13 protein-coding genes, 1 pseudogene, 1 riboswitch and 1 other annotated feature are annotated in these 13,098 nt (G+C 33.4%); of the genes and pseudogenes, 10 read left to right on the top strand and 4 right to left on the bottom strand.

Annotated features, from left to right (window positions below):
• Positions 1 to 967: 967 nt before the first annotated feature.
• Together ASU02_RS27190 and ASU02_RS09115 are read right to left on the bottom strand one after the other, a co-directional pair.
• Positions 968 to 1,126 carry a YjcZ family sporulation protein gene (locus tag ASU02_RS27190; RefSeq protein ID WP_131239465.1) on the bottom strand — a complete coding sequence of 53 codons (159 nt, stop codon included), beginning with the start codon at positions 1,124 to 1,126 and terminating at the stop codon, positions 968 to 970.
• Between the two features lie 177 nt (positions 1,127 to 1,303).
• Positions 1,304 to 2,134 (bottom strand): protein-glutamine gamma-glutamyltransferase, encoded by an 831-nt coding sequence (locus ASU02_RS09115; RefSeq protein WP_057763111.1) that lies wholly within the window; start codon positions 2,132 to 2,134, stop codon positions 1,304 to 1,306.
• Positions 2,135 to 2,526: 392 nt separating this feature from the next.
• On the opposite strand from ASU02_RS09115, the gene ASU02_RS09110 reads away from it, so the two are divergent.
• Positions 2,527 to 2,985 (top strand): DUF523 domain-containing protein, encoded by a 459-nt coding sequence (locus ASU02_RS09110; protein WP_057763110.1) that lies wholly within the window; start codon positions 2,527 to 2,529, stop codon positions 2,983 to 2,985.
• An 86-nt stretch (positions 2,986 to 3,071) separates the two neighbouring features.
• Positions 3,072 to 3,188: pseudogene (locus tag ASU02_RS26940) on the top strand (bclA protein); the annotation flags it as partial.
• A gap of 523 nt (positions 3,189 to 3,711) precedes the next feature.
• Here ASU02_RS26940 and ASU02_RS09105 read toward each other — a convergent pair.
• Both ASU02_RS09105 and ASU02_RS09100 read right to left on the bottom strand, forming a co-directional pair.
• Entirely contained in the window at positions 3,712 to 3,978 is a 267-nt protein-coding gene (locus ASU02_RS09105; protein ID WP_057763109.1) for a hypothetical protein, read from the bottom strand.
• Between the two features lie 3 nt (positions 3,979 to 3,981).
• Positions 3,982 to 4,191 (bottom strand): hypothetical protein, encoded by a 210-nt coding sequence (locus ASU02_RS09100; protein ID WP_057763108.1) that lies wholly within the window; start codon positions 4,189 to 4,191, stop codon positions 3,982 to 3,984.
• A 234-nt stretch (positions 4,192 to 4,425) separates the two neighbouring features.
• Positions 4,426 to 4,678: a binding site (T-box leader), on the top strand.
• An 87-nt stretch (positions 4,679 to 4,765) separates the two neighbouring features.
• Between ASU02_RS09100 and tyrS the strand changes: the two genes are divergently transcribed.
• From tyrS to ASU02_RS26935, 8 genes are all read left to right on the top strand, one after another.
• On the top strand, positions 4,766 to 5,980 hold the full coding sequence (gene tyrS, locus ASU02_RS09095; RefSeq protein ID WP_057763107.1) for a tyrosine--tRNA ligase: 1,215 nt from the start codon (positions 4,766 to 4,768) through the stop codon (positions 5,978 to 5,980).
• Positions 5,981 to 6,229: 249 nt separating this feature from the next.
• Positions 6,230 to 6,577 carry a hypothetical protein gene (locus tag ASU02_RS09090; protein WP_057763106.1) on the top strand — a complete coding sequence of 116 codons (348 nt, stop codon included), beginning with the start codon at positions 6,230 to 6,232 and terminating at the stop codon, positions 6,575 to 6,577.
• A 249-nt stretch (positions 6,578 to 6,826) separates the two neighbouring features.
• Positions 6,827 to 7,681 (top strand): GNAT family N-acetyltransferase, encoded by an 855-nt coding sequence (locus ASU02_RS09085; protein ID WP_057763105.1) that lies wholly within the window; start codon positions 6,827 to 6,829, stop codon positions 7,679 to 7,681.
• Between the two features lie 597 nt (positions 7,682 to 8,278).
• Positions 8,279 to 8,458: a DUF6440 family protein gene (locus tag ASU02_RS09080; protein WP_057763104.1), complete on the top strand. Its 180-nt coding sequence runs from the start codon at positions 8,279 to 8,281 to the stop codon at positions 8,456 to 8,458.
• A 240-nt stretch (positions 8,459 to 8,698) separates the two neighbouring features.
• On the top strand, positions 8,699 to 9,196 hold the full coding sequence (locus tag ASU02_RS09075) for a DinB family protein (RefSeq protein ID WP_057763103.1): 498 nt from the start codon (positions 8,699 to 8,701) through the stop codon (positions 9,194 to 9,196).
• 347 nt (positions 9,197 to 9,543) lie between these two features.
• On the top strand, positions 9,544 to 10,338 hold the full coding sequence (locus ASU02_RS09070; RefSeq protein WP_057763102.1) for an alpha/beta fold hydrolase: 795 nt from the start codon (positions 9,544 to 9,546) through the stop codon (positions 10,336 to 10,338).
• Positions 10,339 to 10,401: 63 nt separating this feature from the next.
• Positions 10,402 to 10,570: riboswitch (M-box (ykoK) riboswitch) on the top strand.
• Positions 10,571 to 10,919: 349 nt separating this feature from the next.
• Positions 10,920 to 11,858: a magnesium transporter CorA family protein gene (locus ASU02_RS09065; protein ID WP_057763101.1), complete on the top strand. Its 939-nt coding sequence runs from the start codon at positions 10,920 to 10,922 to the stop codon at positions 11,856 to 11,858.
• Positions 11,859 to 12,514: 656 nt separating this feature from the next.
• Positions 12,515 to 12,802, top strand: a 288-nt coding sequence (locus ASU02_RS26935) for an IS3 family transposase (protein ID WP_232426213.1), incomplete at its 5' end; no start/stop codon positions are given.
• Positions 12,803 to 13,098 lie beyond the last annotated feature (296 nt).

The following is a 13,098-nucleotide window of genomic DNA, read 5'->3' as shown; positions in this document are numbered from 1 at the left end:
GAAAAATAATGAAGAACTTTTAAAATATACAGAGGTATTTATGAGCTTATTTGAAGGTACACCAGAAAGAGATGCATATACAATAAGGATTAACGCTTATTTTCGATAATAAAGTAAGTGTGAACTATGTAAAAGCACTTTATTTTATATGGTAGACAAGAATGCTGATAGAACTGTAATAGCTACAACTTCATACTTAGAGCCCAGCAAGTAAGGAAATTTGTGAGTGTAAAAAGTATCCTATTAATTATGCGGAATTTGACTTTATTACTAATTGGATTAATGAAATGAAAAATATTAAACCGCTTTATTAAATACTAAGAAATTACATACCCTAATAAGTTATAAGGGTCTCAGTTTGTTGACAAAAGGGGTAAGGTATGGGTTCATTCCGTATCGCTTTTTAGCATTAGCTATTTTTCCAATTAAAATAGACCAATCTTAGCCCTAGATTATACACCATTACTGGATTTTACCAGGTCCAGTTGCTTCTTTGTTACATATATTGTTGGTAAAACTCCTGCATGAATAAGAAATATACTGACGTCATACATAAATTAAATGCTAAATGATAAAAAGGTTGATTGATACACAATATAGTTGTTCAAAAAATAATAATGTTGTGGAACATTCTATTCCCCAATCGGGCCATTTAATGGAATAAGACTTTAAACAAAACAGGATTTTTACTTGTGAGATTGTGAAGGAATATACTTAAACTAAGGGGTTCTTATGTTTAAAATTAGCTGCCAAATCAGGCAGCTTTTCTTGTTCCATAAAAGAAGCAGGCTTGCTCATTTTGAAGGTTATGATTGAGGTGAGTTGTTCGAGAGTAAATCGCCTTTTAAGAATAAATGCTATTAGGTTTTTAAAAATAAAAATTAAGGCTTGAGGAAAGTACCCAAGTCCTTAGATTGTTAATTATGTTAAATATAATATTAAATATCTTTTCTTATAAGCATAGAAGTTAGCATTTGCTATCGCAGAAAAAACTTCCCCCCACTATGATAAGTAAAATAAACAAAACTATAATTAAGATAAAATCGTTCCGATTATTAGGACAGCTATAACTATAAACGGGATATGGAGCTCCATATTCAAAAGCAGGAGAAGTAAAGGTGGGCATTGGAGCAAGGTTTGGAGGAACATTAGCACTAAGAGTCGGTGGTGCATTAAGGTTTGAATACATTATCACACCTCCTTTCGTGTAAGGAATTTCTTTATATTATACTCTTGGAGGTGAGTTTGGAGCCCGTCTATAAAAAAATAGGCAAATGTCTGGGATTTGTGAAATCACCGATTTTTAGATTGAATAATAAAGATAGTGAACATATGAAATGGATTCTTTGTTATGGTGCACGACCGGACGCTGGACTTTGTATGCATCACCGTTTCTTTGCCAGCTTGCCACTCTGAATAAATACTTAAAAGAAGGCCTTGTCACCAAATTTGTTATATAAGCTGATTGATAACTGTGCTGTTTTCTTGTTTCATTCAAAATTCTAACCATTTCATCAGATGTCCTAATATTAAATCCATGTCCAAACAATCTGCCATCATCAAGGAGAACAGCATTAACACCTCTGAACTGTGGTGTTTTTCGATCAAAGTCAGGATTATTTACGTACAAAACATCTCCAGGGATAAAATGATTAGAATAAAAAGTAATGATACCCAGATCTGTATCAGTATGCCAGCTGTAAAGATATAGATTTCGAAACAGTAAATTAAATAAATTGCTGCCAATACTATTCAATATGGCATGGTAAAAAATGATTGGAATAGCTGTTGCACATTCAAATGCATAAAGTGAACCGTTCTGATAAATATCCATAATGGCATCAGCTGGTCGCACATCAGGTCTTAAAAAGAACCCGCCTGCCCTTGTCAATTGCCAGTACATAGGATTGCAGCGGGCATATTCAAAGCTTGTAAACATAGCCTGACTTTTGTCCATTTCTTTCGCACTTTGGATTATGTTCTTTCGCACTTTAAGTTCAAACAAAAATTCATACTCGGAATAATAAGAATAAAAGACTGGAGCATTCTGCATATGTTGAACAATTGTTTTCTCAATACTTCCAAGCTGCCAATTTTCATTCTGTTGAAACGGCCCCCCCGATATTTGGATCATATAATCCCCCATTCCTATACCACTTCATCTGCATTCATATCTATCGTATTCACATTTTTATTAATCATGTTAAGCTGAAGAAATAATCATTAGGTGTACAGATCGAATATTGTTATTTGTAAAAATGTGGCTCGAACTTGGTCGTTTACTTATTTTTAAAAATTTAAATCTCATGAGTGATGCTTAAATATGGGGTATTGTCTTTTGATTTTTTTGTTAGGTGTGAGAATTATTTAAAGAATGAAAAGGGCCATACAATTGAACAACGTCTTTGAAGCAATATGGGTATTTGTGCAAAAATAGCTGCGATTGTAAAGTAATGTATTTAAACCATATTGCAGTTTGGTACAATAAGTATGGCAATGTATGGATTTATTTGAGAGGTGTAGTTCATGATTTTGGTCAGTTCTTGTTTAGCTGGATTAGAAGTAAGGTATAATGGCACACATAGCTTGGATAATAGGATAAGTAAATTAGTTGAAGAGAATAAAGCTGTTACGATCTGTCCCGAACTTCTTGGCGGATTTTCAACCCCAAGGGAACCTGCTGAAATAGTAGGCGGAGACGGGGAAGATGTACTGGATGGAAAGGCTAAAGTGGTTGAGAAATCTGGTAAAGACGTAACCGAACTTTACATAAAAGGAGCTTATGCTACTTTAGAAAAAGCTAAAAGAATAAACGCAACAATAGTTGTTCTCAAGGAGAATAGCCCATCCTGTGGTAGTTCAATGATTTATAACGGTGAATTTAAGGGTAAGAAAATTGCTGGAAATGGAGTTACTTCAGCCTTATTTAAAAGAAATGGTTTACAAGTAATTTCAGAAGATCAATTTATTGAAAGTCTCTTTTAGTTATTCAATAAAAAGGCGCGATTCTTCAATAAAGAAGATCGCTTTTTTCCATTATAGGGCCATTTAATGGAGGAAGAATATTAGGTTTTAACGAGGAACAAACAGGTCTTGGCAAAGTGTTAGGTACTTTACCAATATGTCCTGAGACAATCTTTAGATTTGCAATTTCAACTTGCAAAATTACGGCTGTACAAACTAGTTGAAAATCTCCTCTGCAAAATAGAGGAAAATGAATAAAATATAAATCTTTCTGTTTAACTTATTCATTTAAAATATCATTTTCAGTTCTATCATGTAAATTAGGTAAAGCAATTCAACTTCATTACCTCAAAATTTTAGAGATAATCATATTGTAAACGGTGAATTTATTTGTTGGCATATTGTTGATAATAAAACTTGGAAGAGAGACAGAGTTGAAGTATTAACTTATTAGCATAAGCAATTTTCACCTTGGGGAAATTGGAATGTCACTATGCTTAAAGAGAGGTTAGTTGAAGGATGGACTTTAGATAAATGGATTTAAGATTTTCAACTAACGGGGGCTAGCCTTCAAGAAGGAAAATAGCTTTTTCTTCTTGAAGTAAAGGGCAGTTAAGTTGTAAAAGGAATTGTAGGGATTTTCTCGAAACTATAAGATTAGAGCCATAAAAATATGGGGAGAGAACGATAAAAAAATTATTAGTTACACCATTTTTAATACCTCTACAACTTTTTCATACAAGAGCATCATTCATGTAATTTTGATTTAATTGATTCAATCTCTTCTTTTGAGAGGATGTCTTTGTTAAATTCTAGATCCAATTTCAGCAAGATTTTATTTGCTTCTTGAAGTTTGGAAATATTCTCATTTGCAGCAGCTTCTTGGATAAGTTGCTCCGCCTGGATTAATTTTTCTATGATAGATTTGCCAGCATTTCTTTTTTTAGCTAGTCGAACAGCAGCATTTGAATAATCATTAATGACTTCGATTCCACGATAATCTGAAAAATCCAAAACTCATTTTAATGTATCATTTAAAAATAACGAAGTGTTATGGATTCCATCAGAGATCGTTCCATTATCTTGTAAATCTTCATCAGCTGCTGTATATACATTTGGTTCGTTTGAAACCTCTGAAACAATAGTTTTAGAAAGTTTACTTTGTCCTCCAACCCAAAGGGTACCAGCAACAACAACAGCAAAACAAGTATATAAAATTTTTTTCATTTTAAATACCTTCTATTTTTGCGGTAACACATTTCCAGTTTTTCCAAAAGAAGGTAATAAGGATAATTGATAGAAAATATTATTTTTTTGTAAATAAACTGAAATCCAAAATTCCTCTTTCCACAAGCTTTGGTGTAAATTTAATATATTGACAAATTTAAACAACATAGATAGAATCAATAACATTAATATCTGCATAACGAAGATTTGTTTAAAACATTTCGGAGTATAAGAACAAAGGCTATGATAAGAAAGAGTAGCAATCATGTAAACAGATAGAAAGTTACCGGTTGATGAGAGGTGCATGTTGAACGATTGTGAATACATCTTGGAGCTGTGTACTGAACAGGATTTCCTTAGTAGGCTACACCGGATAAGCACCCGTAATCATGTGCTAAAGTATCGTCAAACGACTGTACTTATTAAGATAAGCAATGTGAGTTGCTTATGAATTAAAGGTGGTAACACGTGATGAATCGTCCTTTTGGTTAATCCAAAAGGGCGTTTTTTTTATTATCCTTTGATTCTTATAGAGCTTGCAATATTAGAAATAATATTTCAAGGAGATGTTAGTATGTTTGTTAAACCTGAAGAACAATTAAAAATTATCATGAAAGGTATTCAAGAAGTAGTGAACGAGGTTGAGTTACTGGCTAAATTAGAGAAGTCATACCAGTTGCAGACTCCGCTTACGATTAAATTAGGGCTTGACCCTTCTGCACCTGATATTCACTTAGGTCATGCAGTTGTATTAAGAAAAATAAAGCAGATGCAAAATCTAGGTCATAAAGTTGTAATTATTATTGGTGATTTTACAGGACGTATTGGGGATCCAACTGGAAAAGCAAAAGGCCGAATAGCTCTAAGTGATAATCAGGTTAAAGCAAATGCAAAAACATACTTTGAACAAATCTTTAAAGTGTTAGATTCAGAAAAAACAACAGTCCGCTTTAACAGTGAGTGGCTTTCAAAATTAACATTCGAGGAAGTCATTAAATTAGCAGCAACAACATCTGTTGCAAGAATATTAGAACGAGATGATTTCCAAAACAGATATAAAAATCAAGTGCCAATAGGAATTCACGAATTCTTTTACCCACTGATGCAAGCGTACGATTCGGTAGAGATCCAAGCGGATATTGAATTAGGTGGTACAGACCAAACATTTAACATTCTTATGGGCCGTACACTTCAAAAACATTGGGGATTAGAAAAGCAAATTGCCATTTTCATGCCCTTGCTTGAAGGTCTTGATGGTATAGAGAAGATGAGCAAAAGTCTTGGAAATTATATCGGAGTAAATGAACCGGCAGAAGTAATGTTTAAGAAGGTTATGGAAGTACCCGATAGCCTAATTATAAAATACTTTGAATTGGCCACGGATGAGCATCCAGATGAAATAGAAAAAATTAAACAGCATCTTGAAAAAGGAGCTAATCCAAGAGATATTAAACTTAAATTAGCTAAAATCGTCACGAATTTATACTGGGGAGAAGAAGAAACAAAAAGAGCAATAACGTATTTTGAAACGGCGTTTAGTAAAAAAGAAATACCAGATGATATACCTAAAATCTTAATCGAAATTGGTGCAGAAACAGTTGAAGCCATCATTCCCCAGTTAATTGAAAAAGAATTCGTAAAAAGTAAAAGCGAATTTATACGTTTAGTTAAACAAAATGGTGTACAGCTCAATAAAGAAAAAATAAATGAAGATAATTTAGACTGTGTATTAATGAATGATGACGTATTACAAATTGGTAAAAAGCGATTTATACGTTTTATTAAATAATCTAGAAATCTTTTGGGAGCGTTAAATGGAGAAATCAATATTAACGCTCTTTTTTAATTGTACTAACTGTACCTTTTCTTTTGTAAGACATAACAATAGGGCGCGTTTCTTTAGGAATGCGTCCTATTTCAAATCGATTAGGATTGTAAATAAGTTTACCAAAATTAACGGAGAAGTTTAAAGGAAGAAGGAGTAAATGCCAGAATGGAGAATTAAAAGGTATATACTTTAATTGGAAGTGTGTTAGTTATGAGAAAGAAATCTATAAAATATGTTATCTTATTATTTATTTTCTTGTTTGTAGGTATCCTCTATTACTGTATATCTGTATCATCCTATCAAACATCTGAGGATTTAAATAATTTCCCATATCCTAAAAATGCATATTTAGTATATAAAAATGGAAATGTTTATGGTTATGACTGGGGAAAAGCATCGGTTGAAAATGGAATTCCTATTTTCTATAAGTTAGTTATAAAACAAAATGGATGGAAAAAAGTAGAACAAGAAGGCGGAAATACGACATATATAAAAGGAAGTTATAAAATCAATTTATTTTCTGATAGAGATTATATTGAAATAACGAAGGATTTATAACTATCTAGCCAAAGTGTGTGGATGTGAATAGAATTATTTAAATTCTCCATTCTTATTAAAATAAGGGGGGCTTTGAATGAGTAACTCTTCTGCAATTGGCGCGTTTCTATAAATAAGGAAAGCTCCTTTCTTCAAGAAAAGCGCACAATTTTAATTAAGGTTATACCTTATTCAGACCAAATACGGAATGAAAAGATGTTTCTAAATTGGTGCATTCGATTTTATTAGATCATGAATGGAGTGTTCAAAATGAAATTTAAAGTTTATGATAATGCTCATGATTTTGAGAGAAAGATAGAGTCGTTTTTATTGGAAAAGGAAGATGTATTCAGTCTTTTTTACGGTGTACTGCAAGCTATAAAAGCTGGTAATTATGAGAATCCATTTATGGCGACAATTGAGGAAGATGGAAATGTGTTAGGTTTTTTCCAAATGACACCCCCGCATCCGTTAAATCTTATTTTTGTCGATGAAAACCGTTTAGAAGAAATAATAGATTTCTTCATAAGAAATATGGTCGAACTTGAAATTGACTTTCGTTCGATCATCAGTTTGAAAGAGTGGGCATACAAAGTCGCAACAAAGTGGGAAATAAAAACCAATAAGACCCATCAACTCCTTATGGATCAGGGATTGTATCGTTTAAACAAAGTTAATGAAACGCTTGAACATAGTCCTGGTTCTTGGCGGTATGCGGAAGATAGTGATTCTCCACTTATCGAGAAGTGGTTCAACTTATTCGAAAATGATACCGGACTGCCGATTTCACCAAACGAACAAGTGAAAAAACGTGTTGCAATGTTTCTAAAGGAACAAGAGGTTTTTATTTGGGAGGATAAAGGAAAGATCGTATCTATGATGAAGAAGTCACGACCTACAAAGAACGGTGTAACCGTTAGTTTTGTTTTTACCCCAAAGGAAGAACGCAAAAAAGGATATGCTCGAACGCTTGTTACGGCTGTATCAAGAGAACTACTAAAAGATTTCAACTTTTGCGTACTGTACACAGATATGATGAATCCGACATCAAATAAGATCTATAGGGAAATTGGCTATGAAAGGATTGCAGACTCTGTTCACCTTGGTTTTGATAAAAGCGAATAATTCTGATTCAATAACTAATCAATATTAAACCTGTTATTCAATTATTATTCTGACGACATTTTGGAGATTTAAAGTGGTTATCAAATAATGAATTTGCATTATTCAACTACTTTAATACTAATTATAATTCCCTTCAATTAATTAAATATCAATGAAAATCCTTCTTGAACTAACAGGGGTTTTAGTGAAAGAAGAATTAAGTGATTTATAATTATCTATTCTAATAAAGGCGTTATTCTTCAAGAAAGAGTAAATCTCTTTCTTATTGAAAATAAAGGGCAGGTTAGCAGAAGAAGTGAGTTTTTGACGGAGGATTTATATGATAAAAATGAGAACAATGACTGGAGCTTATCTTTTAAATAATAATAATAAGTCACAGATAGAATGGTCTCGTTTAGTCGAATAGATTTTATTAATAAACGGGTGTGTTAGTTGAACAAAAAAGCAGTTAAGCACTTAAACAATCGGGCCAGATTCTAGAGTAATAGCTATAAATTTAGTGGCATATATATAGGATGAAATTAAGGAGACTATCAAGGATTGTACTTAAATGAATGAATCACTTCATCAATTATCAGGTTAAGGGAGAGTGGGATAATGGATAACAAACGTTTTGAAACTATTTATACTCAAGGAAAACTAGAATTATTTAAGATTATTCGTGATAACCAGACGGGGGTTCTATATATGTTGAATCTTACTGGTGCTGGAAGTGGATTAACCGTTATGGTTGATCAAGAAGGAAAACCCTTGGTAGATGATAATTTTAAAAAATAGTCGAGAATGAGTTAAAATTCCTATTTGGTAAAGGTTTATTCCGGAATCGGTCCGATTGTTGAAGATATAGTGGAACCTGGGTCCACCATTAGTTTGTCATGATGAAGGAATAAAAGCTGGAAGAGCCGAATAAGTAAACATGGTTTTGTTGTTTTCTCAAAATAAAAGAATGGAGTAATGAGATTTTTTCTTGTCGTTTAACTTTGAAAGGTTACTATAAACAGTGAGGAGATTGGTTGTATGAAGGTTGTAACCAACGTGTTTTTAGAACAACTCGACATCCATTGCTATGAGAATGAATGGTTTGCATCCATGGATCAGGCGCTTCATGGAGTCACTGCAGCTGAGGCAGCATGGACAAGTTCGGGAATCAGCAATTCAATTTGGCAGATTGTCAACCACTTGATATTTTGGAATGAAGACGTGATCCATCGAATGAATGGCACAGAGAATCCGCATAAAGCAGAAGACAATGAAGAAACTTTTGGAAATCCGGGAGATCCAGAAGACGAAGCTGGGTGGGCCCAGACAGTGCAGCGCATAAATGAAGTCATGAATAATTTAAAAACGGTCATTGCGGACCTTGATGATGAAAAGCTAAAAGCACCGTATGCAGCTAACAGGTACTCTATTGAGCGTTTACTCAGCAATATCATGATGCACGATACATATCATCTCGGCCAAATTGTTCTATTGCGAAAGTTGCAATCCTCTTGGGGTGGCGTTGATTGGTCCTAAAGCACCATAATTCAACGGCCTTCCTAGCCCAGCCGTAGAAGCAGTATTGACGTTGTAAAGGCTTAATCATTAACCTTGGTGAAGCGGGTTGTGTTCCTGCTTTATGGATGGCAAACTGGAGTGTTAGTCAAAAAATTAGAACGTATTTGTAGAGCGATCTTTCGCATAGTTCATTGCTCAACAGTCAGGCGCTTTTCTGAAATAATGAAAGCGTCTATTATTCATGAAATGGACTTTTTATGGAGTTTTATTAAAAAGAAAAATTGACTATTCACATTCATGATTCTTATAATTTTGTACACGCTTGATATATTAATTATATTGTTCACTGAAAAGGGGAAAAAAACGTGTCGATTTACCATAAGGTAATTGGAGAAGGATATCCTATCGTAATGTTGCATGGTTGGACACTCGATCATCAAGTCATGTTACATGCAATGGAACCATTATTTTTGAAACGAAGCGGCTGGAAAAGAATATACATTGATTTACCAGGAATGGGGCAATCTGAGCCACAATCATCTATTCATAACTCTGATGATATGTTAGAAGCAATATTACATCTTTTAGACCAACTTATCCCTGATGAATCGTTTATTATTTGTGGTAATTCATACGGAGGGTACATTGCGAGAGGTATAGCCAGTTTACGTCAGAATACAGTTCGTGGATTACTGCTGATTGCGCCAATGACAATACCTGAATTCGATGACAGAGTAGTACCACCACAGACCATTATAAAAAGAGATAGCAACTTGATATCTCTTTTGTCTACAGAGGATGCTGAGGAATTTGGCTCAATGGGGGTAGTGCAAGGGAAAACTGAATGGGAGAGGTTTAGAAATGAAATTTTGCTTCCTTCTAAACAAACAAATGAAGAATTCTTAAACTACATTCGACAAAACGGATATGGCTTTACCTTCGATATTTCATCTAAACTGGAATATCCCACGCTAATTATAACAGGTCACCAAGACCATGTAGTCGGATATCACGATGCCTGGCGTCTTATTGAGGATTATCCTAGGGCAACTTTTTCAGTTCTTGATATGGCTGGTCACAATCTACAAATCGAACAAACTGATGTATTTAATGCATTAGTTCATAACTGGTTAAATAGACTAGAATCGGAAACCTGCTAAATTAATTGATCAAATATATTATTGACTAATTCTAGTAGTAAGTATAATATATCAATGATAATAATAAATCCTCGTTAGGTGAGGCTCCTATACAAACATAGGCTACTGCCCGGAAACATCGAAAGATGCCAATGGGTAGAACAGGAACTGCCGAATTAAGGCTTTTCATAAGGTAGCTAAGGATTTTTCCTTTACGTTGTATAGTGCCAAAGCTCTACTGTGGGGGAGAAGTTTAAGTGCTATTTTTCGTACGCTTATCAAACCCTCTAGGAATCTATCTAGAGGGTTTTTTTATTTTTGAAAGGGGGGAACAATTTACATTGGATAGTCATAGTGAGAGGTGTCTATTATATATTGCTAGTATCCATATTCTGTTCAGAGAGACTGCGAATCTTAGGTATCCCCAGCATGTTCCCCCCTACTTTAGCTTGTATTTTTCAACTTATGTAGGACATGTTAATTTAAGAATTTTTACATGTTAGTGTAACATGATCAAATTCGATTTAGCAGCGATCTCTGTTTTCAGAAAGAATTTCCTTGAAATAGAAAAATCGTTAATAAGTCGAAAGGATGAAAGAACCATGTTGAAAATTTATAAAACTGATGTTGCTGGAAAAATAAATGAGATTGATCAATTTGAAAAGGGTTACTGGATAAATCTAACTGCTCCTTCAAATGATGAACTTAAAGAGGTATCTCAACTTTGTAATCTCCCAATGGAGTTTTTAGAAGATCCATTAGATTTAGAAGAAAGTGCTCGAATTCAATATGATGAAGAGACGAGTTGTACATTAATTATTAATGATTTTCCAATTATTGATGTTAATAACCATCAATTTGATTCATATATTACGATTCCTATTGGAATAATCATAGGAAAGGATTATATTGTTACGGTTTGTAGCCAATCTACAAACTTCTTAGAAAATTTAGTTAAGAAAAATGTGAACACATCAATGAAGATTCGTTTGGCATTAGAAATATTATTGTCAATTTCAACGCAGTATATAGAAAAATTAAAACTGCTTAACAAACAACGTCTTAAAATTGAGAGTAATTTGCGTGATTCATTAACTAGCAAACAACTCTATGATCTAATGGAGATCGAAAAAAGTTTGGTTTATTTTCTCACATCATTAAAAGCTAATGCGGATGTTGTAACTAAACTATTTCGTACCAAATCTATTAAGTTATATGAAGAGGATAAAGATCTTCTTGAGGATGTAAAAATTGAAAATAATCAAGGAATTGAGACCACAGAATTATATACAAGAATTTTGAACAGTATTACGGGATCGTATTCTTCGCTGATATCTAATGAATTAAATAAAACAATGAAAACTCTTACGTTATTTACCGTTTTTTTAACTCTTCCCACTCTTGTATTTAGTTTCTTTGGTATGAATGTTATCTTACCTATTGATGATAAAGATCCATTCTCTTGGATTATTACATTGATAATAGCATTAATTTTAGTTATTTGGATCGGATTGGCACTTTGGAAAAAGCGGATATTCTAATCATCACGTATCAATTAAAAAAGGCAGCCGATTTTTAATTAAATCGGACTGCTTTAAATATGAACTAGTTTCGAAAATTGTGATTTTGAAGAAGGTACTTAAAGTAACAGGTAGCATTGTAAAATAACTGAGGTACCATTTTTATAGGTATATCGTATTTTTCTTATACCAGAATCGTGGAAGATGCTTACTGTTTTTAACCAGTTACCGTGTTCCTTACTTTAATAAGACATTCAAAGCCCCTCTAACTTAGAGTGACCCAGTAAAATGAGACAAGGAAAAAACACCCCCCGTATTATATTTAGTTAGTAACTAATCGATACTTCTGGAGGGTGTTTTTTATATGGGAAAGAAGGTACATTATCCATCAAAAATTAAAATATAAGCAATTGAAATGAAAAAGAATGGAATAAAGAACTCAGAAATTATGAAGGAATTGGGGATAAAGAATGTCACACAAATAAAGACGTGGATGCGTTGGGAGCGTAATGGTGAAAACCACCGTTTTGATCAGCCTATCANGCAAACAATACAGCTATAGTAAAGGTCCAGAAGGACAGGATGAACTTGAAGCAGAACGTAAGAAAAATAAGCATCTTCAGATGCAAATAAATATTTTAAAAAAGTACATAGAATTCGAAAGGAGCTGGTTCCGNCAAGTAGTTATTGAATTGGTGGAGGAATTATCGAAGGAGTATAAAATAATTGATATTCTTGGTGTACTAGAAGTGCCGAAATCTACATTTTATCGTTGGAAAAAGAAATACATTAATCGAGAGCCGAATAAGTTAGAAATGCTTATTATCAATCTTTGCGAAGAAACTAAATATTATTATGGACATAGAAAAATTAAAGCTCTTCTAAAGCAGCGTAATAGCATTAAGGTAAATCGTAAGACAGTACAAAGGATTATGCAAAAGTTATCAATATATGTGTTACTATAACGAAAAACGAATACAGGCAAAATTAAACTACCTGGCTCCAATCAAATAAGCCAGGTAGCATAGGTGTTTTTTTCAATGTCTCATTTTCGTGGGGCAGTTCACAACCGGAAGGTTTTTTTTATTTAACCTTTTTATTTAACACAGCAGGTTTTGGGAACTAGTATCATTAGCTTTATTCAACAATCGGGCCAGGTTAGTGAAAGAAGGAATTTAAGTAAGCGATAAACGTTTGATATTAAAAAACGCCAATGATGAACTGCCCCCTCGGACTCATTCCTAATTTTTGATTGTATTGA

The organism is Cytobacillus praedii (genome assembly GCF_001439605.1).
GTDB classification, from domain to species: Bacteria; Bacillota; Bacilli; order Bacillales; family Cytobacillaceae; genus Cytobacillus; species Cytobacillus praedii.
The sequence above is the reverse complement of the archived record's forward strand: the minus strand, read 5'-3'. Positions and strand labels throughout refer to the sequence as shown.